This is a genomic window from Flagellimonas lutimaris (assembly GCF_051494225.1).
GTDB classification, from domain to species: Bacteria; Bacteroidota; Bacteroidia; order Flavobacteriales; family Flavobacteriaceae; genus Flagellimonas; species Flagellimonas lutimaris_A.
Genome location: NZ_JBNPYE010000009.1, coordinates 152,046 through 174,092 on the forward strand (window position 1 = coordinate 152,046; position 22,047 = coordinate 174,092).

Annotated in this window: 20 protein-coding genes; 11 read left to right on the forward strand and 9 right to left on the reverse strand. The window is 39.4% G+C overall.

The features are described 5' to 3' along the window. Positions 1 to 6: 6 nt before the first annotated feature. Positions 7 to 888, reverse strand: a complete 882-nt coding sequence (locus ACQQ5U_RS15970; RefSeq protein WP_437399055.1) for an NAD kinase — start codon at positions 886 to 888, stop codon at positions 7 to 9. 1 nt (position 889) lies between these two features. After that, entirely contained in the window at positions 890 to 1,546 is a 657-nt protein-coding gene (locus ACQQ5U_RS15975; protein ID WP_437399056.1) for a CBS domain-containing protein, read from the reverse strand. A gap of 86 nt (positions 1,547 to 1,632) precedes the next feature. Here ACQQ5U_RS15975 and ACQQ5U_RS15980 point away from each other — a divergent pair, with 86 nt between their 5' ends. The 7 genes from ACQQ5U_RS15980 to clpX all read left to right on the forward strand — a co-directional run bounded on the left by ACQQ5U_RS15980 (position 1,633) and on the right by clpX (position 8,692). Then, a complete protein-coding gene (locus ACQQ5U_RS15980) occupies positions 1,633 to 2,349 on the forward strand; it encodes a pyridoxine 5'-phosphate synthase (RefSeq protein ID WP_437399057.1) in 717 nt (238 codons plus the stop codon). Further along, positions 2,349 to 3,119 (forward strand): alpha/beta fold hydrolase, encoded by a 771-nt coding sequence (locus ACQQ5U_RS15985; RefSeq protein ID WP_437399058.1) that lies wholly within the window; start codon positions 2,349 to 2,351, stop codon positions 3,117 to 3,119. The genes ACQQ5U_RS15980 and ACQQ5U_RS15985 overlap by 1 nt, the downstream gene beginning before the upstream one ends. A 136-nt stretch (positions 3,120 to 3,255) precedes the next feature. Then, the gene (locus ACQQ5U_RS15990) at positions 3,256 to 4,755 is read left to right on the forward strand and encodes a G-D-S-L family lipolytic protein (protein ID WP_437399060.1); all 1,500 of its coding nucleotides are present in this window, start codon (positions 3,256 to 3,258) and stop codon (positions 4,753 to 4,755) included. A gap of 79 nt (positions 4,756 to 4,834) precedes the next feature. Then, on the forward strand, positions 4,835 to 5,179 hold the full coding sequence (locus tag ACQQ5U_RS15995; RefSeq protein ID WP_437399061.1) for a phage holin family protein: 345 nt from the start codon (positions 4,835 to 4,837) through the stop codon (positions 5,177 to 5,179). Positions 5,180 to 5,279: 100 nt separating this feature from the next. Next, the gene (gene tig, locus ACQQ5U_RS16000) at positions 5,280 to 6,602 is read left to right on the forward strand and encodes a trigger factor (RefSeq protein WP_437399062.1); all 1,323 of its coding nucleotides are present in this window, start codon (positions 5,280 to 5,282) and stop codon (positions 6,600 to 6,602) included. Between the two features lie 90 nt (positions 6,603 to 6,692). Continuing rightward, positions 6,693 to 7,370 (forward strand): ATP-dependent Clp endopeptidase proteolytic subunit ClpP, encoded by a 678-nt coding sequence (gene clpP, locus ACQQ5U_RS16005; protein ID WP_437399064.1) that lies wholly within the window; start codon positions 6,693 to 6,695, stop codon positions 7,368 to 7,370. A gap of 86 nt (positions 7,371 to 7,456) precedes the next feature. After that, positions 7,457 to 8,692, forward strand: coding sequence for an ATP-dependent Clp protease ATP-binding subunit ClpX (gene clpX, locus ACQQ5U_RS16010; RefSeq protein WP_437399066.1), 1,236 nt, complete (start codon positions 7,457 to 7,459; stop codon positions 8,690 to 8,692). Here the strand turns inward: clpX and ACQQ5U_RS16015 are convergent. The 4 genes from ACQQ5U_RS16015 to ACQQ5U_RS16030 form a co-directional block, all read right to left on the reverse strand. Continuing rightward, positions 8,689 to 9,228 (reverse strand): hypothetical protein, encoded by a 540-nt coding sequence (locus ACQQ5U_RS16015; protein ID WP_437399068.1) that lies wholly within the window; start codon positions 9,226 to 9,228, stop codon positions 8,689 to 8,691. The two genes, clpX and ACQQ5U_RS16015, sit on opposite strands and share 4 nt — an antisense overlap. 199 nt (positions 9,229 to 9,427) lie before the next feature. Next, positions 9,428 to 9,877, reverse strand: a complete 450-nt coding sequence (locus tag ACQQ5U_RS16020; protein ID WP_437399069.1) for a hypothetical protein — start codon at positions 9,875 to 9,877, stop codon at positions 9,428 to 9,430. A gap of 94 nt (positions 9,878 to 9,971) precedes the next feature. Further along, positions 9,972 to 11,081: a helix-turn-helix domain-containing protein gene (locus ACQQ5U_RS16025; protein WP_437399070.1), complete on the reverse strand. Its 1,110-nt coding sequence runs from the start codon at positions 11,079 to 11,081 to the stop codon at positions 9,972 to 9,974. A gap of 24 nt (positions 11,082 to 11,105) precedes the next feature. Further along, on the reverse strand, positions 11,106 to 12,614 hold the full coding sequence (locus ACQQ5U_RS16030; RefSeq protein ID WP_437399071.1) for a GH3 auxin-responsive promoter family protein: 1,509 nt from the start codon (positions 12,612 to 12,614) through the stop codon (positions 11,106 to 11,108). Between the two features lie 98 nt (positions 12,615 to 12,712). Between ACQQ5U_RS16030 and ACQQ5U_RS16035 the strand changes: the two genes are divergently transcribed. The 4 genes from ACQQ5U_RS16035 (at position 12,713) to ACQQ5U_RS16050 (ending at position 16,756) form a co-directional block, all read left to right on the forward strand. After that, complete coding sequence (locus ACQQ5U_RS16035; protein ID WP_437399072.1) at positions 12,713 to 13,507, forward strand: DUF2797 domain-containing protein; 795 nt, start codon at positions 12,713 to 12,715, stop codon at positions 13,505 to 13,507. 193 nt (positions 13,508 to 13,700) lie between these two features. Next, complete coding sequence (locus ACQQ5U_RS16040; RefSeq protein WP_437399073.1) at positions 13,701 to 14,372, forward strand: hypothetical protein; 672 nt, start codon at positions 13,701 to 13,703, stop codon at positions 14,370 to 14,372. Between the two features lie 245 nt (positions 14,373 to 14,617). Then, positions 14,618 to 15,952 (forward strand): YfcC family protein, encoded by a 1,335-nt coding sequence (locus ACQQ5U_RS16045; RefSeq protein ID WP_437399075.1) that lies wholly within the window; start codon positions 14,618 to 14,620, stop codon positions 15,950 to 15,952. Positions 15,953 to 15,988: 36 nt separating this feature from the next. Then, on the forward strand, positions 15,989 to 16,756 hold the full coding sequence (locus ACQQ5U_RS16050; protein WP_437399077.1) for a DUF6090 family protein: 768 nt from the start codon (positions 15,989 to 15,991) through the stop codon (positions 16,754 to 16,756). 30 nt (positions 16,757 to 16,786) lie between these two features. Here the strand turns inward: ACQQ5U_RS16050 and ACQQ5U_RS16055 are convergent, their stop codons facing one another. The 3 genes from ACQQ5U_RS16055 to sppA are packed head-to-tail and all read right to left on the reverse strand — an operon-like array spanning position 16,787 to position 22,035. Then, entirely contained in the window at positions 16,787 to 19,489 is a 2,703-nt protein-coding gene (locus ACQQ5U_RS16055) for an AsmA family protein (protein ID WP_437399079.1), read from the reverse strand. Between the two features lie 36 nt (positions 19,490 to 19,525). After that, positions 19,526 to 20,233: a queuosine precursor transporter gene (locus ACQQ5U_RS16060; protein WP_437399081.1), complete on the reverse strand. Its 708-nt coding sequence runs from the start codon at positions 20,231 to 20,233 to the stop codon at positions 19,526 to 19,528. 41 nt (positions 20,234 to 20,274) lie between these two features. Next, entirely contained in the window at positions 20,275 to 22,035 is a 1,761-nt protein-coding gene (gene sppA, locus ACQQ5U_RS16065) for a signal peptide peptidase SppA (protein WP_437399082.1), read from the reverse strand. Positions 22,036 to 22,047: the final 12 nt, after the last annotated feature.

Below are 22,047 nucleotides of genomic sequence, written 5' to 3' on the forward strand. Positions count from 1 at the left end.
AAGTTATCAATTGCGACGATCTTCCCCCCAAAGTAATTTGTTACGCAATGTTTTTAAGAAACTTTCGGACTTGTACTCGATCATTTTTATGGTAAAGTCCGCTTTTTTGATTCTAATTTCCTTACCGTTCGGGATATCGGCGATACGTGAATCCAAAGAAACCAAATGTGTCTGTTCCCTTCCGGATACCTTTAACCTGATTTGAGTACTATCAGAAATAACCAATGGGCGGGCATTAAGGTTATGTGGAGCAATCGGGGTCAACACCAAAGATTTTGCCGAAGGTGCTATTACGGGACCACCGCAACTCAGGGAATATCCCGTTGAACCCGTTGGGGTGGAAACAATCAATCCATCGGACCAGTATGAAGTCAAATATTCATCGTCCAACCAAGTTTCCACAGTAATCATGGAAGTCGTATCCTTGCGGCTTACGGTAATTTCGTTCAGGGCAAAATTGAGCCCATTAAATTCGTCCAGTTCGGAATTGAGTTCTACTTCTACCAAGGTACGTTCCTCTATGGTATAATGGCCAGCTACAAATTCGGTGACGAGCTTACGAACATTTTCTTTCTTAAAGGTGGACAAGAATCCCAGACGGCCAGTATTGACACCAACTATGGGGATACCATAGTCCTTAATATAGGTAACGGCCCTCAACATGGTGCCATCCCCACCAAAACTCACAAACATATCAAAGGAAGAATCCAATCCCTTGGATTGGGTAAATGTCCCTTTTACTTGTTCTTTGGTGATTGTAGCCACAAGCTCATTGAAGTTTTCCTCAACATAAACAGATGCATCCAACTTCTTCAATTCGTCCAAAAGTTCCTCTACGCAAAGCTGGTCCTCTTCTTGAAAAGACTGACCGTAAATGGCTACTTTCATACTAAACGTTAAGATATTTTTCTAGATAGTCGGAACGTTGTTTCAAATCTTCCAAGAACTGATCATCGCTGTTCCCATATACAATGGTGTAGTTATACCTTCTAAAAGTTTGGGCCACCTCGTTTAAACTCTGCGTACCGACTTTTAAGGTGATTTGAACAATATCATTCTCGGACTCGGTGATAAACGCCCCCAATAAACGGGCATTGTTACCTTCCACAATTTGGGCAATCTCACTAAAGGAATAATCTTTCACCCCAATCGAAACCACCAAAATGGCTCCTGGTTCCCTGAAGAAAGGAGTATCAATAAATACATCCACCACATCTTCAAGATCATAGTAACCAACAATTAAACGGTCATCATCCAAAACTGGCAAGATATTGGCTTCGTTCCTAGAGAACATTTCCAGTACATCCAACCAAGCAGTCTCCTTGGTTACGAAAAAGTCTTCCATTTCAAACCTAAAATCATCAATTTTCTTCTTGGGCTCAAAACAGGCAAGATCATTTTCCGACAACAATCCCAAATAAGCGCCATTTTCAGTAACACCCACATGGGAATACGTGGTCTCCTCAAAAAAGGTGATTACGTCCTTCAAGGTTTGCGATACCTTAAAAACTGGAACTGTACCGATTATTTTATCTTGAATGTTCATAACAATTCTATTAGGTGCAAAATACTAATTTAAAATGGCAAAAGGCATGCCGAATTCTTATTTTTGACAATCTAAAAAAGAACTCCATGACAAAGTTGAGTGTCAACATAAATAAACTGGCAACATTACGTAATTCCAGGGGAGGCAACGTGCCCAATCTGATAACTTCATCCAAAGACATCGAATCCTTTGGCGCACAAGGCATCACAATTCACCCAAGACCGGATGAAAGACACATACGCTACCAAGATGCCCGAGACCTAAAAAAAGTGGTGACTACGGAATTTAATATTGAAGGCAATCCCATTCCAAAATTTATTGATTTAGTACTGGAGGTCAAACCCACCCAGGTAACCTTGGTGCCCGATGCCGTGGACGCCATTACCTCCAACGCAGGCTGGGATACCATTAAACACAAGGATTTTCTGGTTGATGTGATCAAGACGTTCAAAGAGAATGGCATCCGCACCTCCATTTTTGTTGATCCCGATGTAGAGATGGTGAAAGGAGCTGCAGCAACAGGTACAGACCGAGTAGAGCTTTATACCGAAAGCTTTGCTGACGAATTTACCAAAGGCAATAAAGAAAAGGGCGTAGCTCCGTTTGTAGAGGCAGCCAAAATGGCACACCAAGTTGGGCTAGGACTCAATGCTGGGCACGACCTTAGTTTGGACAATATAAAATTCTTTAAAGAGCATATTCCGCATCTTTTAGAGGTGTCCATCGGGCACGCATTAATCTGTGAATCCCTCTACCTGGGTCTTGAAAATGTGGTAAACATGTATTTACACCGATTAAAATAATGGGGATATTACATTCAAAAATATTGGGCAAAGGACAACCTTTTATAATCCTACATGGTTTTTTAGGAATGTCCGATAACTGGAAAACTTTAGGCTCCAAATATTCAGAAAATGGATTCGAAGTTCATTTGATAGATCAACGAAACCATGGAAAAAGTTTTCATTCCCCCGAATTCAATTATGATTTATTAAGTGATGATGTCATTAATTATATGTATCATCACAACATAGGCGCCGCTTTTGTTATGGGTCATTCCATGGGTGGTAAAACGGCCATGCAACTGGCAACCTCACACCCAGACAGGGTGAAAAAATTGATTGTAGCGGATATCGCACCAAAATTCTACCCTCCACATCACGATTTTATCTTCAATGGTCTTTCCCATTTGGATTTTGACAAAATATCCGACCGCAGAGAAGCTGATGAGGAGCTTTCCAAACATATTAAGGATAGAGGAATTCGGCAGTTCCTGTTAAAAAACCTCTACTGGGCCCAAAAAGACCGACTTGGTTTTCGATTTAATCTCGATGTTTTAAAGAACAAAATGGAAGAAATAGGTGACAACATATTCCCCAACGCTATTTTTGATGGACCTACCCTTTTTCTACGTGGTGATAGATCCGAGTATATACAATCCAATGACTTTGCGGAAATAAAAAGGCACTTCCCCAATGCTGAAATCGAAACCATCGATAAAGCTGGGCATTGGCTACATGCCGAAAATCCGAATCAATTTTTTGAAAAGAGTTTTAGGTTTCTGAATTCTTAAAATTTACCCCTTTTTATTATGCATGCATAATTTTTTTACCCGTTTAATTGTCTGTATGACAAATTTGATATAGATTTGGTTAATTCTGGTTTTACCATAACGATTAACATAAACTAACTGATACAGATTATTTGATATGAAAAAGTTTTATGCCCTACTCCCATTTCTAGGCTTATTCTTGATTGCATGTGAAGATGATACTCCAATCGACACACCAGACCCAACCCCAGTAGAATATACATCAGGAACTGCAGATTTTACCAAATACGTGGCAGTTGGAAGCTCTCTTACTGCTGGATATTCCGACAATGCCCTTTTCATTGCAGGTCAGGAAGCATCATTTCCAAATATGCTAGCTCAAAATTTTGCACTTGTAGGCGGAGGAGATTTTGGAATTCCTTTTATGGCAGACAATTTAGGAGGCATGATACTGGGAGGAAACAAGATTACGGAAAACAGGCTGATTTTATCCTTTCTTGGTGAAAGTCCTGCACCTGTGCCAGTTTCAGGTACTGGAACCACTGAGGTTTCGAGCAAGTTAACCGGCCCCTTCAATAATATGGGGGTTCCCGGCACCAAAAGTTATGAATTATTGGCACCTGGGTACGGTAGTGTAACTGGTGTTGCCATGGGTACGGCCAACCCTTACTTTGCGAGGTTTTCATCGTCTGAATCCACAACAATAATTGCAGATGCCGCATCGCAGGGCGCTACTTTTTTCACTTTGTGGGCCGGTTCCAATGACATCCTGCTTTATGCCGTAGGTGGCGGTACCGGAGTCAATCAAGCAGGAAACTTGGACGCAACAACCTATGCAAGAGAAGACATAACAGACCCAACCCTTTTTGCAGGAGTAATCGACGGTGTGCTAGGCACCATGACAGCCAATGGAGCCAAAGGCGTTATCGCCAATTTACCAAATGTAACAGATTTACCATATTTTACTACAGTACCCCACAACCCTATTCCTTTGGATGAAGCCACCGCTGCCTTCTTGAACAGTGCAGAGGCTTATGGAGCATACAATGCAGGTTTGGCACAATTGCAGGGACTTGGCCTAATCACCGAAGATGAATTGGCACAAAGAACTATAACATTTAATGCTGGTGAAGGGAATCCTGTTGTCATTATAGATGAAGACCTTACCGATCTTACCGGTTTCAACCCCGCATTAATCAATATGAGACAAGCCACTGCAGATGACTTAATGGTACTTACCTCAAGTACCTTTATCGGGACATTGGCCGACCCCAACAACCCTACTTCTATCAATGGAGTAGCCGTTCCATTGGCAGACAAATGGGTTTTGACCCCAGAGGAACAAGATATAGTGGAAACCGCTTTAACCTCATATAACCAAACCATCGCTGGTTTGGCTGCCGCTTACGACCTTGCATTTGTTGATGCCAACGCTTTGTTGAGCAACCTTAACGCTAACGGTGTCCAGCTAGGCGACGGAAGTGTTGTTACAGCAAAGTTTGCTACAGGAGGAGGATTTTCATTAGATGGAGTTCACCCCGCACCAAGAGGCTATGCCATTGTGGCCAATGCCTTTATTGAAGCTATCAATACAAAATACAATTCTAATTTGCCCGGGGTTAATCCTTTGGATTATACCGGACTATATATTGACTAAACAAACATTATTTTCTTTATCTTAAAGGCACCGTTGATCGGTGTCTTTTTTTTATTATTAAAACCTTAAAAACACATCTATGAAACTTATTATAAGATTATTGCTGAACGCCTTGGCCGTTGTGATACTTTCTTACATGCTACCTGGAGTGGGAGTCGATTCCATGCTTACAGCTATTATCGTTGCCATTGTACTAAGTATTCTAAACTTTCTGGTAAAACCTATTTTGGTTATCTTAACCCTGCCCATTACCATTCTTACTTTGGGACTTTTTCTCTTGGTGATCAATGCAATTATTATTCTTTTAACCTCCAATCTTATTGATGGTTTCCATGTCACCAGTTTTTGGTGGGCAATTATTTTCAGTCTTCTGCTCTCTTTTTTACAAGCTATTTTACACTCTATTTTAAAAGAAGATCAATAGAATTCATTTTGTTTGAAAGTCAATGGTTTAAAAAATTGGTGACAACGCAAAAAAGCATTACTTTTGCATCCCATTTTTAGAAAGATAATTTAGGTAGGAAATGAATATAACCAAAGAGCAGATTGACGATCTTAATGCAGTTGTAAAGGTTGCCATAAGCAAAGAAGACTATCAAGACAAAGTAGAGAAAATCCTTAAGGATTACAGAAAACAGGCCAACATTCCTGGTTTTAGAAAAGGACAAGTTCCCATGGGACTTATCAAAAAGCAGTATGGTAAAGCTGTTTTGGTGGATGAAGTAAACAAGTTGCTACAAGATAATCTGAACAAATACCTTACCGAAGAAAAATTAGATGTTTTGGGAAATCCACTTCCAAAACAACAAGACGATTTTGATTGGGAAAAGGACAATCTTGATTTTGAATTTGAATTGGGATTGGCACCAAGCTTCGATGTTAACTTGAAGACCAAAAAGGCGGTTACCCAATATAAAATTGTGGCCGACAAAAAAATGATCGAGGAGCAAGTGGAACGTATTCAAAAGCAATACGGAAAATTGATTTCCAAGACAGAAGTTGGTAAAAAAGATGAAGTTACCGGTTCCTTTGCCAACGAAGAAGAAGAAATCGACCACAAGACCACCATTGAAATGGATAAAATCAAGAGCAAAAAAGCTGTTGATGCCCTTGTAGGTAAAAAAGTAGGAGATACCGTTACCCTTTCAACAAAAGGACTTTTTAAGGAAGATTACCTTCTGCCAAATGCTTTGGGAATTGCCAAAGATAAGGCAGATGGCCTAAAAGTTGACGTAACCTTTACTATTGAGGAAATCAACGAGCGAGAACCAGCCGCCTTGGATCAAGAGCTTTTTGATAAATTGTTTGGTGAGGGCAAAGTGACTTCTGAAAAAGAGTTGAAAGACAGAATCAAAGAAGATTCAGAAAAACAATTCGAACAACAGTCCGATCAAAAATTGTTGAACGATATCACTGAAAAATTGATTGACGAAACCAAATTCGAGCTTCCTTCCGATTTCTTGAGAAAATGGATCCAGATCAGTGGCGAAAACCCACTTACCGAGGATGAAGCCAAAGAAGAGTTTGAAAAATCGGAACAAGGACTTCGTTACCAATTGATTGAAGGTAAAATAATTCAAGAAAACGAACTTCAAGTTCAGTTTGATGAGCTAAAGGATTTCGCTAAGGGATTCATCAAATCACAGATGGCACAATATGGTCATCTAGACCCTAAAGAAGAAGAGTTGGAAAGTGTTGCGGCCAGGGTTATGAGCAATCAGGACGAGGTTAAAAGACTATCCGAACAACTGATGAGCCAAAAACTTTTGGACCTTTACAAAGAAAAGGCTAACCTTAAAGTGAAGGAAGTCTCTTATGACGACTTCATCAAGGAAGCATACAGCTAAGGCTTCGCTAAAAGAAAATTAAGTATCTTTACGGTGCCGGAAAGCCAATTTTTCGGCACCTTTTTTTTAAGATAAATCGAGTCAAATCCTATGGATTACGGAAAAGAATTTAAAAAATACGCTACCCAGCACCATGGCATAAGCAGCATGTACTACGATAAGATCATGAGTACCATGTACCCCATGAACATGACCCCGAATATCATCGAAGAAAGGCAATTGAACGCAGTTGCCATGGATGTTTTCTCCAGATTGATGATGGACAGAATTATTTTTATGGGAACCGGTATCAATGATCAGGTAGCCAATATTGTACAGGCACAATTGCTTTTCTTGGAAAGTGCCGATGCCTCTAAAGACATCCAAATATACATTAACTCCCCGGGAGGAAGTGTGTATGCAGGATTGGGTATTTATGATACCATGCAGTTCATAAAACCAGATGTGGCCACCATTTGCACAGGAATTGCCGCATCTATGGCAGCCGTTCTACTTTGTGCTGGACACGAAGGTAAAAGAAGTGGATTACCACATTCAAGAGTAATGATCCACCAACCACTTTCTGGAGCACAGGGTCAGGCCAGTGATATTGAAATTGCTGCCCAAGAAGTACTCAAAATAAAAGATGAGCTTTACCAAATCATTTCAAAGCATACAGGCCAAACTTTCGAGAAGGTCTACGAAGACAGTGATCGTGATTTCTGGATGAGGGCACCAGAAGCCAAAGAATATGGAATGATTGATGAAATATTAGTAAGAGAAAAGTAAAATCCCTCCAATTGATTAAAAAACAACCACTTAACGTAGAACAAATTTATATTTTTTGCGTTATTATTGGTTGAAGATTAAAATTTATGGCAAAGGAAAATTTGGAATGTTCTTTTTGTGGTAGAAAAAAGCCGGAAACCAATTTATTGATCGCCGGTCTTGATGCGCATATTTGCGATAGATGCATAGAACAGGCCCATAGTATAGTAGCCGAAGAGTCCAAACAGACTAAAAATCAAGACTTATCTTCAGAATTGGTTTTGAAAAAACCTATGGAGATTCATGATTTCTTGGACACTTTTGTGATTGGTCAGGAAAGAACCAAAAAGGTAATGTCCGTAGCGGTGTACAATCACTATAAAAGATTGTTGCAGCCTAAAGGCAAGGATGAAGATATCGAAATCCAAAAGAGCAATATTATCATGGTTGGGCAAACCGGTACAGGTAAGACCCTTATAGCCAAGACTATTGCCAAAATGCTGAATGTACCCCTAGCCATTGTCGATGCCACAGTATTGACAGAAGCGGGTTATGTTGGTGAAGATGTGGAAAGTATTTTGACTCGTTTGTTACAAGCTGCAGACTACAACTTGGAAAAAGCAGAGCGCGGTATTGTTTTTATTGATGAAATTGATAAAATCGCTAGAAAAAGTGACAACCCCTCCATTACCCGAGATGTTTCCGGGGAAGGTGTTCAGCAAGGACTTTTAAAACTTTTGGAAGGAACCATGGTAAACGTTCCCCCAAAAGGTGGCCGAAAACATCCAGACCAAAAATTCATCGAGGTTAATACCGAAAATATCCTCTTTGTAGCGGGTGGTGCTTTTGATGGTATAGAACGTATCATCACCAAACGCTTGAACATGCAAGCAGTAGGTTACAGCGCTTCAAAAGCAGAAGAGAACCTTGATCAAGAAAATATCCTCCAGTACATTATACCAAAGGACTTAAAGGAATTTGGACTTATCCCGGAAATTATTGGAAGGCTTCCTGTACTCACCCACATGAATCCTTTGGATTCCAAAACACTTCGAGCTATTCTAACAGAGCCAAAGAACGCGATCATAAAGCAGTACGAAAAACTGTTTGCTATGGATGATATCAAATTCACCATCACTGATCAGGCATTGGACTATATTGTTGAAAAAGCCGTGGAATATAAGCTTGGTGCCCGAGGATTACGCTCTTTATGCGAAGCTGTGTTTACGGACGCCATGTTTACATTGCCGAGCAGCGATGAAACTGAGTTCAAGGTCACCAAAGGTTATGCTGAGAAAAAACTTTCGTACGAGACGGTCAAAAAACTAAAAGCAGTTTCTTAAACCAAGTTTTTAGTGATATTCTCCAAAAGCTCCAGACTAATCTCTGAGATTATTTTCTCGTCTGAGTAAAGGGTATGCCCAAAATTGGGAACAATTCTAAGATTAGCCCCAACACTTTTGGCCCACTTTAAACCAGGTTTGGATTTATCGCACTCACCATAAATTAATTTTATATCCGCATTAAGTGGTTGTTCTTCCGATTCAATACCCATAGCGGAGATTGCGGTAATTGATTTAACGGGCAAACCTTTTAGTGATGCTTTGTAGGCAACCGTGGCGCCAGTTCCAAAAGCTAAATAATGGGCTTGTTCGGTCTCTTTTTTAATCAAGTTGGAAACCGCTCTATCTATACCTTTTTCTTGAAAGGCCTTATCTATGTTTTCTTCTGAAAATATAGGAACATCGACATTTCCCAATTGTTGACAATCGTGGAACACGATATCGTAATACTGCTGAAGGTAACCAAAATAAGAGGCAATCCAAAGCCCTTTTTTAGCTCCCCATTTATCTGAAATTACAACAAGTTTTTCTGCCATGATTTTAATGGTTTGGTGTTTATATAAGATTTGATAGGGGGAATTTCATCAATAAACGTGGTAAATCCGTTTTTATTTGTTCAAAAGAAATGTTTTTACGACGAATGGGATTAATTTACGAAAACGTTTTCGTAAATCCACTTTTATTATGTAATGCGCGTATTTTAATGTGTATTTGGCTAATTTCCATTCTTATGGTTTAAAACCTTTGCCCCACGGAAATACCTGCCCAAGGCAAAAATTCATCTTTATCAAAAATTACGGGACAAAAGGTTAATTTTAAAAATCCCTTTTTATTTGCGTAATACTTTCGATAACCAATATTGGGCAATAAAAACCCGTAGTTACTGGACGATAGACTGCTTAAATTCAAAGTAGTGGTAACACCTAATTCTATAAAGTTTCCATTTTTTACATCTTGGAGATAATATAATCCCAAGGGAGCCGTAACATTGGCATTGTCAAAAGTTTCCCAGAAACTAACACCAACACCCGCCCTAATATTGATATGTGAATTATCAAAAAACTGACGCTCATAATTAACGGAGAGCATTGGGCTGGCACCCCCTAGCTCACCATAGATCAAATTATCCTGGGCCCAAACAAAACCAGAAAAGAGTACAATGCTAAATGTGATAAAATTTTTCATGACGGTATATTTTAGTTTCAACCCAAAACTAGCGTCACATAAAAAATTAGGTGTCCTAAAACATCCATTACGGAAAAATCAGGACAAGTTTCTATTATTGATTTCGATAACTTAATGGAGTCTTACCGCAAATCTTTTTGAATGAAGAATAGAATGCGGATTTCGAATTGAAACCACACTCCAATCCTATGGCCACAATAGTATAATCTTTATACTCAGTATCGGCCAGAATACGTCTTGCTTCCGATACCCGCATGGCATTGATATAGTCGGAAAAGTTTTCACCACCATGTTCATTGATAACCTTGGATAGTTTACTGGTTCCCATTTCCAACTCATCTGCAAGAGCGTTTAAACTAAATAAAGGGTCCAGATACCGTTGGTTGGTTTTTATGTATTCATCAATGGAAGCGAAAACATTCTGTTTTTGGTTTACATCCTGTTCCATACTTTGTACAGGCTTTCTTTTTGCCAAAACAGAACGCAGTCCAATCCTATCTTTCAATACCACATATTGAAAAAAACCTTGATAACCTACCCAATAAATCAACAGGGATGAAAAAAAGCGTAGCGGATAATAACTATAAAAAGGATTTTGGTTTTTTGCAAGGGTATTCAAAATTACTGCGAACATCCAGAACAGGAACACAATACCTCCTAATCTCAAAAACCATTTAATCCAATTGAGATTATCCATTTTTAAAATTTCTGGATATAAATTCTTGTAATGAAATAGTAAGCGTATCGATTTTACATAGAGAAAAATGGAATACGAAAGTGCGACCATATCTTCGGCCAAGTTAAACCTACGCACCACAGAAACATCGAATATGTTCCTTTGAACCATATATATAATGAACAATCTAACCATTATTCCAACGGCAAAAAGAATCAGGGACACCCAAACAAAAGGCCATCGTTTCTTTTGAATACCGAGATAATACACCAAAAATGCATAAAACGAAGGCACAATCAATAAATACCATGGAAAGATAAAATGTCCTCCTAAAAAGTGTTGGTAAAAAAAGTTTTTCTCCAACAACCAAGTCTGAAAATTATTGAGCGAAAGGAATAGGACAAAAAGATTTAGAAAAATTACTTGAATCTCAAACTTTTTCCGAATCAAAAAAGTGCCGATCACAAACAAAAACCCATGCACTGCCCCTATGATCAGAAAAAAATCAAAGATTTGCTGAAAATTCATAGGGTTGAGGTTGGTTACACTAATTTAATTCATTTGCAAGAGTTCTTCAATATAGTTACGTTCATTGGACAACCTTGGAATCTTGTGTTGCCCTCCTAATTTGTTCTTGGATTTAAGCCAGTCATGGAACAAGTTTTTACGGGCAATATGCACTTTTGGCATTTTTAAAGTAATATTATTATACCGCTTGGCTTCATAGTCCGAATTGAGGGCCTTTAAAGCGTTATCCAACACTTCGGTAAAATACGCCATGTCTTCTGGCGGTTTTCTAAATTCTATAATCCATTCATGGGCGCCTTTTTCCTTACCGGTCATAAAAATTGGGGCGGCTGTGTAATCCATAATTTCCGCCTCGGTTTTCTCACAAATTTGCTTCAGGGCCTCTTCTGCATTTTCAATAATCAACTCTTCACCAAAAACATTGATATGGTGTTTGGTTCGGCCTGTAATCTTAATTCGATACGGATTTTTAGAAGTAAACCGAATGGTATCCCCAATTTTATACCTCCATAATCCGGCATTGGTAGTAATAACCATGGCGTAGTTCACCCCCAACTGTATCTCCCAAAGTGGAATGGCCTGCTCCCCTTCCCCATTGGCATCCATCGGGATAAACTCATAAAAAATACCATAGTCCAACATCAACAAAAGTTCATCGGAATTATTTTGATCCTGTATGCCAAAAAATCCTTCCGATGCATTGTAGGTTTCATAATAGTTGAACTTCTTACGGGGCAATAGTTTTTTATACTGATTTTTATAGGGTGTAAAACTTACCCCTCCATGAAAATAGACTTCCAAGTTTTCCCAAAGCTCGAAAAGATGGTTCTTTCCCGTTTTCTCCAAAACTTGATTGAGCAACACCAACATCCAAGACGGAACCCCCGCCAAACTGGTTACATTCTCTCTTATGCTTTCTTCTATAATGGCCTCCAATTTGGATTCCCATTCGGTCATTAAAGAAACTTTGTTGCTCGGCGTGCTACTGTATTCGGCCCACAGTGGCATATTATCGATCAATATAGCGGAGAGATCACCAAAAAAAGTTCCATTGTCCTCGTAGAGTTCTTTACTACCTCCCAACCTAAGGCTTTTACCCGTAAACAATTGGGAATTCTCATTATTGTTCAAATACAAACACAATAAATCCTTACTGGATTTATAATGACAGTCCTCCAATGCCTCCGTACTTACAGGAATAAACTTGCTCTTTGCATTTGTGGTTCCACTACTTTTTGCAAACCATTTAATGGAAGTAGGCCAGAATAGGTTTTGTTCACCACGACGAGTGCGTTCAATAAGCGGTGCAATATCTTCGTAAGTTACAATGGGAACGCGGTTTCTAAACTCATCATATTTTGGTAAGTCTTGAAAACCATATTGCTTACCGACCATGGTGTCTTTGGAAAAGTCCACAAGCTTACGCAATACCTCATCCTGTACATCCAAAGGATACTTTAAAAAAAGTTCTATCTGGTGATAGCGCTTTCTCAATAACCAAGAAGCAATGGAGTTGAATAATGGTATTGGCATTTTAGGTATCTTTAACCAAAGAAAATTAGGTTGGTGTAACTGCTAAAATAGCTTTTCTAACACTCATTTTCAAATAAGATAAACACATTCATTTTAATATGCTATACGAAGGAGTCCTAAGAAAGATGCGAACGGAAATTGGAAACCCCATTCAATATTTTTTGGTTTTTGAAAACGACTTTATCAATATGAATCAAGCGTTGAACAAGGAACTTCAAATAGATTTTATAAAATACCAATGTTTGAATTGTGGGGAGGACAAACCTATTTACCGTCAGGGATTTTGTAAATCTTGCTTTTATGAAACACCCCTCGCAGGTGATTGGATCATGAAACCGGAACTGAGCACCGCCCATTTGAACAAGGAGGACCGCGACCTTGAGTTTGAAAAAAAGATGCAGCTCCAGCCACATATTGTGTATTTGGCCAATTCCAGCAATGTTAAAGTCGGGGTTACCCGAAAAGCCCAAGTACCTACCCGATGGATAGATCAAGGGGCACACGAAGCTATTGAAATTGTGGAAGTCCCCAACCGTTATTTGGCAGGAATTACCGAAGTAGCACTAAAAGAACATGTGAGCGACAAGACCAGTTGGCAAAAAATGCTCAAAAATGATATTGAGGATGTGGATTTGAAAGAATGGAGGTCCAAACTGAAGTCAAGCATTCCCGATGAAGCAATCGATTATTTTTTGGATGACAAGGAAGAAACCCAGTTAGAATTTCCCGTCTTGAAATATCCCGAAAAGGTGAAAAGTCTTAATCTGGATAAAACCCCAAGCTACAAAGGTGTTTTAAAAGGCATTAAAGGACAGTACCTCATTTTTGAGGACAATACGGTATTCAATGTTAGAGGAAGTGAAGGATACTTTGTGGGAATAGATTTTATCTAGTACACAAAGGTCTCTTCCGTACTTTATGACCATCTCTGTTTTCGATGGGATTTTGAGTAACTAATTCTTACATATCAAACCAAAAGGGCCATTGGTAAAATGATATGGAGCAACCGTAAAGTCAAGTATCTCAACAAGCTTTAGATACCGTAATTTAGTTGATATCATTAAAAGTTAACCTCAAAACTAGATTATGATTCGGCTTAAACTCACTTGGCGTTATTTATTGGCTTTTTACTGCATCATCATGCTATATTCTTCCTTGCATGAGCTGGTCCACCATTTTGTTGGCTACTTTATTTGCGGTGAATGGGGCACAAAAAGTTTCAACCGTTTTTCCATGGCATGCAATGTTGGTAAAATAACCTATTTGGCCACCTATGCGGGACCTTTGTTCAGTTTTATTATGATGTATGTTGGCACCTATTTCCTCAAAAAGGGAGCATCAGATTTTAAAAAACATTTGGGCTTCGCAATGATTTTTGCCCAACTCCCCCTGCAACGTATGGTAATGCCAATGTTTGGTATGAATGATGAGCTTTTTGCCTCCGTACATATATTTGGAAACACATACACAACATATGCAATTGTGACCATTGTAATCTGGGCAATATGCATTCCTCCATTAATTGTAGCCTATAGAGCCATATCCAACAAACGTAAGATGCTGTGGTTTTTGTTTTATCTCATATTATTGCCCTATATCATCTGGGGGCCCTTTTTTGGTATTTTGGAATATGTAATGGTCGACATGGGCATTCTATCACAATCCATTATAGGAATTGGTTTATTGTTCATCATCAACGAATTGGTAACCATAGTAGGCTACTTATGTGTCAAGAAATACATCAACCCCAACAGATGAATCAAAAGCTCATAATTATTTGTTTCAACATTCCATCCTACAAAATTTAAAAAGGGTCTCGGAATAAATTGTATCTTTCTGATTGTGAGAGCATATTTTGCTCAACCAATTATCCGCCCCACTTTCAAATAACCATCGGACTATGTTAGGATGATTTTCATGCATGGACTCTATTAAGCTTGAACCATTATTGAATTCAATCAAGTTTGATTGCATTCACCACCATACATTGAAAAACCAACCTTATGAAAAAATTTCCGAATGCTTTTGTCATCCTTCTTTTAGTTATACTTATTGCATGGATATTTACTTATCTGATTCCCCAAGGGTCCTATGAAAGAATACTTGACGAAGAAACAGGGGTTGCTAGGGTAGTCAACGATTCTTACCAACAAATAAATGCCAGCAGCCCATCCTTTCTAGATCTTCTTGTTTCCATTCCCCGAGGAATTTCCGGAAGAGCCGACCTCATTATTCTTATACTATTGATAGGGGGTTGTTTTTACCTCATTGAAAAAACAGAGGCCTTTAACCAGGGATTGGTAAAATTAGTTTCTTCTCTTAAGGGAAAGGAGGGTCTGGCACTAATACTACTTGCCGTACTTTTTATATCAGGGGGAGCAACCATAGGTCTTCAAGAAGAAGTGGTCGCCCTGACCCCTATTTTACTCTTGTTTGGTAAAAGTTTGGGATACAATGCCTTCACCATGCTCTTTGCCAGTTATGGTTCCACGGTTGTTGGGAGCTCCTTTGGCGCTTCCAATCCGTTTGGAGTTATTTTGGCACAGAAAGAGGCCGCACTACCATTACTTTCCGGTAGTTCGCTGAGACTTATTGTACTTTTGATAGCTTCAATTGTTTGGATACTTTATCTTCTTTATTATGCCAAGAACAATAGGATAGAAAAAGTGAAAATGACTTCACAAGACACCTCATTTAGCCAAAGCAGCAAAATAATCCTACTGCTCTTGGGTATAACTTTTTCCATTGTGATTTTTGGAATTATACAGTTTGAATGGGGCTTTAGTGAAATGTCCGGTTGCTTTTTTGCTCTTGGTATTGTATGTGGACTGGTCGCAAAAATGGGCTGGAACAAAACTGGTGAAACCTATATTGCAGGGATGAAAGAAATGGTATTTGCAAGCATCATAATCGGTTTGGCCAACAGTATCTCCATTTTATTGACCGAGGGAATGATTATGGATTCCATTGTTTATGGACTGTTTGGTCCCTTACAAAATTTTTCTCCAGCTGTATCCGGGGTACTTATGATGGTCTCGCATGTCTTTTTACATTTTCCGGTTCCCAGTTATTCCGGACAGGCTATTTTAACACTGCCCATATTGGTTCCCCTATCGGATTTAATCGGATTATCAAGACAAATTTGTGTGTTGGCCTATCAATATGGAGCTATAATGGCAGATATGATCGTTCCTACCAACGGGGCATTGATGGCCGTAATCGCCATCGCAAACATTCCCTATAACAAATGGTTCAAATTTGCCCTAAAACCTACCTTGCTAATGCTATTGATTGCAGCATTGACTATTATATTTGCTGTAACTACAGGCTATAATTAATCATTTTAAGTTTATACCGAAACTGAACAACCAACCATGCTCAAGTTTTTTAGAAAAATCAGGAAAGAACTGATTGCCGAGAAAAAAGTCAGTAATTATCTATTATATGCCATTGGTGAAATTGTTTTGGTGGTTATCGGCATCCTTATTGCGCTTGCCATAGATAATGCCAATGAGCAAAGCATCAAACGGGAAAAAGAGCAGATTTACCTTATGGGACTTCGGAATGAGTTCGAGACCAGCCAAACCAAATTAAAAGAACTCATAACCTTTAACAAGCAAAGCTATGAGGACTCTAAGAAAATTTTGGTCTATATGGTTGACTCGGAAAACCTACCCGATGAGCAAGAGCTCGCCAATTTGCTGTATAACGCCTTGGCTTTCGATATTTCGTTCAACCCGAACAATTCCCTTTTAAACGAAATGATCAATTCGGGGAGTTTAAAAGATATCGCCAATCCCCGCCTGCGGATTCTTTTGACCAATTGGGTTTCCAATATTGAGGACATATCAAAACAAGAAATGATGCTGGCCAATGAGCGGGACAAGATACTCGATATGTTCCGCAGCGAAGAAAACAGCATCAAAACACTGTATGACCTAACAGGGGTTTCCAATGAATTGGGGATTCCCACTAGTTCGGACCGAACGAGCAACCGTAATCTTTTAAAGTCGAAAGAGTTTGAGAACAATATGCTCATGTTCATACTGACCAGTATCAAAACGGAAACCGAGCACTACGATCCATTGATGAAAAGTCTGGATGAAATTCTAAGTTTACTAGATAGCGAAATAAAGAAATAAAAAAGGGCAATTTTAAAATCGCCCTTCATTTTAGTTTACCGTATCCTTTTTCTTTTTACTGAGCAGTCCGCCCAAAATGGATTTTGCGGCATTTTTCACCTCGTCCTCCTTTTCGGTTTTTGTGCTATCCGTAGCTGTGGTGTCCTTTTTGCTGCCCAATATATTTCCAATAACCTCTTTTACACCATCGGACTTGGAGGCTGTGCTATCTGATTCATTCTTTTTAAACACATCGGACAACAGGTCTTTGGCTTTATCCTTGCCTTGGTTCACCAATTTATTCTTTTGCATGTCCACCAATTTAGAAGTCAGGGTCTTTACACTGGAAGTTAAATCCGTACTCACAGATGGATTGGTAAAATTGCCACCAATATTTGCGGTTACAGGTACGGTTACATCTCCAAGGCTTTCATCATTCATTTGGGAGATCAATTTATTTACCTCGTTGCCCAAATATTTGGCTGGCACGTCCAAGGTGGCCTTGTACTGCATTTGCTTGTCAAAGGTATGGCTACCATCAACATTAATGTTGATATCCTTATACTTTAGCGTGAACGGCTTAACCTTAACGGAACCATTATCAAAACTCAATGCGGTTTTTAGTCCATCCAAATTGATCTCCTTGGCATCCAAAAAGTTCAGTTTACTGTCCAATGAAGAAACCCAAGGCGCCTTTTGGGCATCCAATGTCGGGGACAATAATTCCGCCAACAAGTTCCCTGATATGGTTGCCAAGTTTGGTGTAAAATCCTCGTTTAGGTTTCCTGCGATTTTGATATCTGAATTCAGTTTACCTTGAAGGGCAGCCGCCAAGGGTGTCAATGTCTTTAACATATCCAACCCAGCAAAAGATTCCCCAATATTGAAATTGCTCATTCCAAGGTCCATATCAAAAGTAGAGGCCTCTTCCTTGGTAGAAACCGAGCCAGACATTCCCAAGGTACCACCGAATAAATCTGAAGTAAGATTTTTTACCGTAGCCGTTTCATCTTTAATGACCAGGGTTCCTTTTACATTTTTTAGATTCAGGTTATCGTAAACAACCGTATTGGCAGAAGCTTCCACCGTACAATCCAAGAACGAAGGTATTTTGATACGCTCTTCTCCTGTTGGGGTGGAACCTGTTCCGTCTTCTGACGTTTCAGAGGTTTCCTCAGTTTCCTCGACCATAAAATCGTTCAAAGCAAACTGGTTGGAGGCAAGTGTAAAATTCCCTTCGATATTTTCATTGTTGAACATAAAACCCAACAAATTGGTCAGTGTACCCCTTGCATCAAAATCGGTACTTCCCGTTTTTCCCTTAAAAGAATCCAAAGTAACCATGTTGGGGTTAAAAGTAACCGCCGCAGCGTTGATGGCCACTGGATTTTTAAGTTCTTCCGAAGCATATTCAAACCCGGACACAGACGCCTTTCCGTTGGTCTTTGTATTTTGATATTGCTTTTTCTCCAAGGATGCCATGTCAAAAGCAGTAGTAACATCTGCATTTAGAATGCCTTTGAGGTTATAATCCTCGGGAACAGGATAAGCTTGGGAAATATTCGCCAAGTTGATGGTTCCGTCCATATGGGCATTCACTTTGGTATTGCCCATCAATTCCCTGATTTTTGCGTTCAGGTTGAATTTATCTTTATCAATAAGAAAGGAGAGCCTGTTAATGTTCACATAAGTATCCTCAGTGATTCCCGTTTCGTTGTTAATTTCGGTATCGATATATACATTACGCACCGATTTGGGCAAATCTGGGTACTTGAAAGATGCATTCTCAGAGTTGACAGCAATTTTAAAAGCAGGAATATGCTCATCATCTACCACGCCTTTAAATTCGCCATTTACTTCAAAATTACCAGTGGTCTCAACATTCTCTATGTTTGAGGCATAAGCTTCGGGAATTACGGCCAAAAAGTTTTTAAAGTCCGAAGATGGTGTTTTAAAAGTGATGTCCACTTCTTGATTGTCTTCGTTCACCTTTAGAAAACCATCAAACACCAAAGGCAATTGGTTGATTAAAGCCTTGTTATCCAAAAAAGTGTATTTGTTCTCACTTAGGTCGATACCGATAAGTGCATCCAAATTGATTTTGTTTTTGTTCAGGTATTTGGTGCTGTCCATTTCAAAGGACACCAAAGCGTCGGTAAGGGTTTTTAATTCAGACTTTTCCAAGGAAAGGTCACCCCTTCCCGAATGATTCATTTCAGCAATTTCAAGTTTCATCCCACTGCCCAAGTCCTCATAAATAATTTCGGAATTGGTAATGGCATAGGAATCCATGTTCAGTGTAAAGTTGTCGCTGGATTCCTCAGATGATGTGGAAGGTGTGTCTTCTTCCTCTTTTGCTATGTCGTAGTTCGCATTTCCATCAGCATCGGCCTTAATGTGCAACTTGGCGCCATCAATGTTCAAGCTTTTGATAACAATCGGTTCATTGGCAGATTTAAACAACTCTTTTATGGACATGGCCAATTCTATCTCTGATGAGGCGAACAAAGTATCTCCCTCAAAAGGGGCCTTATTGACCAAAGATAGTTTGGTGATCTCCACGTTGGCATTTGGAAAACTCCTGAGAAGGCTAAGGTCCGCTTCTTCAAAATCCAAAGTAGCATTAATGCTATTGTTGACTTTGCTTTTGATGATTTCTTCAATTTTACCTTGAAGAAACAACGGGAGCGCAATAATGATTGCTAGTAGGATAAGTAGGGTTATACCAGTAATTTTTAGGACTTTTTTCTTCATAATTATATGTTTTACAACAAATTAAAGGAGAAGTTATCAATCCAAAGAAATTTCTTCCCCAATTTTTAAATTAAATCTTTTTCGCATTAGATATACGAAGAAATAGAGCAAAGGGGTGTCGAGCAGGGCAATCATCATTTTAAAAATTACTCCGCTAACGAGCAATCCATAGAATTTATCCCACGGAAGTACACCAAAAATGCACAAAAGGCTTACTACGGTAAGGGTGTCGATAAACTGTGATGAAAAAGTGGAAAAATTATTTCTGAGCCAAAGCATCCTACCTTGAGTAACCCTTTTCCAAAAGTGATAAATGGTAATATCGATATACTGGGCAGCCAAGTAGGCCAACATGGAAGCCAAAACCCCTAGTGGGGACAATCCAAATACTTTGGTAAAGGTGGTGTCATCTACTGGTGATGATGGAATGGCATTGGAATAATTGGCCAATAAAATAATGCCCATGGAAAAAAACGAGGCAAAAATACCAGCAGTAACCACTTGGTTTGCCTTTTTTTGACCAAAAATCTCCGAGACCAAATCGGTGATCAAAAAAGTGATGGGATAGGGTAAAATACCTACCGAAAGTTCAAAAAGTGGAGCTCCAAAAACAGTCACATCACCAAAAGGACTCCACGAGAAAAATTTTTGAAAAATAAGATTCGACACGACCAAGGAGGTGATAAACAAGGCTCCTAAATACAGATAGATGGAAAATGCTAACTTCTTGTCCTCTTGTGCCATATATTATTTCAAAGCTCCAACCAGGAACTATTATGATTCACTTATTTAATTTTCAGACTGAACGGCATCTTGGCTTGAATTCCCTCTTGTTTGGTGAATTGTTTAAACTCCCGTAATATTTCGTAGGCTTCGGAACCTATCTCTTCTTGAATAACAGACTCTCCAATTTTGGTTTTTACTGACCCAAAGTCTTCCATAAACCGTTCGAAACCGGATTTGTATTTGGGGTATTTACGAATACCATAATCTTTCAATCCGGCCATTTCAGCAGCTGCGGTAATAGCATCATCCAACGTACCCAATTCATCCACCAAACCGAGGGCCTGGGCATCCACGCCACTCCAAACTCTTCCCTGGGCGATTTCATTTACTCGTTCCACAGGTATGTTACGACCTTGGGATACACGGTCCAAAAAGGTCTCATAGGTCTCTTCAATGCTCTCCTGTATCACACTACGGAAGGAATCGGTCATCGGTTCAAAAAACGAATAGTCCACTGAATTTTTATTGGTACCCACCTGTTCCGCATTCACGCCAATTTTCTCGGCAAGTTCATTTACATTGGGTATAGTTCCAAAAACCCCAATAGATCCCGTTATGGTAGTAGGCTCAGCAAAAATCTTGTCACCTCCTACCCCTATATAGTAGCCTCCCGATGCGGCCACATTTCCAAAGGAAACCACCAACGGTTTTTCTTTTTTGGCCAGTTGCATTTCTCTCCAAATAATATCAGAGACCAAAGCACTACCTCCTGGGGAATTCACTCGAAGTACAATAGCCTTTACACTCTCGTTGTCCACGGCTTTGTGCAATGCATCCACAATAAGACCTTGTCCAATATAGTCCTTCCCGCCTTCTCCAAACAAAATTTCACCTTGGGCATAAATCACTGCAATCTTATCCGAGCCTTTATGGATTTTCTCTCTGTTTGCCTTTTGCACATAGTCGATAAGCTCAACATAATTCAATTCATCACCCTGATCAACCCCCATCTTTTCCTTTAGAAGATTTTCATATTCGTCGAAATACAAAGTCCCATCCAAAAGACCGGATGCTACGGCATATTTTGGGGTTCTTCCACCAAGGGTATCCGCAATTACATTTAAGTTTTGAGGCGTAATGTTTCTGGATTCCGAAATATCGTCCACAATAACACTCCAGATCGAAGTGATCAATTCTTTGATCTGGGTACGGTTTTCATCACTCATGGTATTGGAAAGAAAAGGCTCTACGGCACTTTTGTACTTCCCATGTCGGATAACTTCCATTTTAATCCCTGATTTTTCCTGAAGTTCTTTATAAAAAAGTACTTCAGTAGCCAATCCTTTAAAGTCCAAAACACCAACAGGGTTAACATACACCTCATCGGCTGCACTGGCCAAGTAGTAATCTCTTTGCGAATATACATCGGCATGTGCCATGACAAATTTGCCCGAGGATTTAAAATCCAACAAGGCTTTTCGTATTTCCCGGGTTTGGGCCATACCAGCCTGTAAAAACCCGGCAGTAAGACTAATCCCTTCAATATTGTTATCATTCTTGGCCACTTCAATAGCATGCAAAATTTCGTCCAAGCCAAGTTCTGCTGCCCATAGCGGAGCAAAAGGATCCGTTTCATCTTTACCTGCATAATCAGATATAGGTGTAACAAAACTAAGTTCCAGCACAGAGTTCTTTTTCACCACGACACCATCATCCGCACTTCCTATTAGGGCCATAAAGATGAAGAACATGCCAACAACGATCATAAATGCCACTAAGCTCCCCAAAATTGAGGCAAGTAGGTTTCTTAAAAACTTCATTCAATAAAATTT

Coding starts and splice junctions, on each gene's coding strand:
- ACQQ5U_RS15970 (WP_437399055.1), bottom strand. CDS start 888: ATGAAAGTAGCCATTTACGGTCAGTCTTTTCAAGAAGAGGACCAGCTT.
- ACQQ5U_RS15975 (WP_437399056.1), bottom strand. CDS start 1,546: ATGAACATTCAAGATAAAATAATCGGTACAGTTCCAGTTTTTAAGGTA.
- ACQQ5U_RS15980 (WP_437399057.1), top strand. CDS start 1,633: ATGACAAAGTTGAGTGTCAACATAAATAAACTGGCAACATTACGTAAT.
- ACQQ5U_RS15985 (WP_437399058.1), top strand. CDS start 2,349: ATGGGGATATTACATTCAAAAATATTGGGCAAAGGACAACCTTTTATA.
- ACQQ5U_RS15990 (WP_437399060.1), top strand. CDS start 3,256: ATGAAAAAGTTTTATGCCCTACTCCCATTTCTAGGCTTATTCTTGATT.
- ACQQ5U_RS15995 (WP_437399061.1), top strand. CDS start 4,835: ATGAAACTTATTATAAGATTATTGCTGAACGCCTTGGCCGTTGTGATA.
- tig (WP_437399062.1), top strand. CDS start 5,280: ATGAATATAACCAAAGAGCAGATTGACGATCTTAATGCAGTTGTAAAG.
- clpP (WP_437399064.1), top strand. CDS start 6,693: ATGGATTACGGAAAAGAATTTAAAAAATACGCTACCCAGCACCATGGC.
- clpX (WP_437399066.1), top strand. CDS start 7,457: ATGGCAAAGGAAAATTTGGAATGTTCTTTTTGTGGTAGAAAAAAGCCG.
- ACQQ5U_RS16015 (WP_437399068.1), bottom strand. CDS start 9,228: ATGGCAGAAAAACTTGTTGTAATTTCAGATAAATGGGGAGCTAAAAAA.
- ACQQ5U_RS16020 (WP_437399069.1), bottom strand. CDS start 9,877: ATGAAAAATTTTATCACATTTAGCATTGTACTCTTTTCTGGTTTTGTT.
- ACQQ5U_RS16025 (WP_437399070.1), bottom strand. CDS start 11,081: ATGAATTTTCAGCAAATCTTTGATTTTTTTCTGATCATAGGGGCAGTG.
- ACQQ5U_RS16030 (WP_437399071.1), bottom strand. CDS start 12,614: ATGCCAATACCATTATTCAACTCCATTGCTTCTTGGTTATTGAGAAAG.
- ACQQ5U_RS16035 (WP_437399072.1), top strand. CDS start 12,713: ATGCTATACGAAGGAGTCCTAAGAAAGATGCGAACGGAAATTGGAAAC.
- ACQQ5U_RS16040 (WP_437399073.1), top strand. CDS start 13,701: ATGATTCGGCTTAAACTCACTTGGCGTTATTTATTGGCTTTTTACTGC.
- ACQQ5U_RS16045 (WP_437399075.1), top strand. CDS start 14,618: ATGAAAAAATTTCCGAATGCTTTTGTCATCCTTCTTTTAGTTATACTT.
- ACQQ5U_RS16050 (WP_437399077.1), top strand. CDS start 15,989: ATGCTCAAGTTTTTTAGAAAAATCAGGAAAGAACTGATTGCCGAGAAA.
- ACQQ5U_RS16055 (WP_437399079.1), bottom strand. CDS start 19,489: ATGAAGAAAAAAGTCCTAAAAATTACTGGTATAACCCTACTTATCCTA.
- ACQQ5U_RS16060 (WP_437399081.1), bottom strand. CDS start 20,233: ATGGCACAAGAGGACAAGAAGTTAGCATTTTCCATCTATCTGTATTTA.
- sppA (WP_437399082.1), bottom strand. CDS start 22,035: ATGAAGTTTTTAAGAAACCTACTTGCCTCAATTTTGGGGAGCTTAGTG.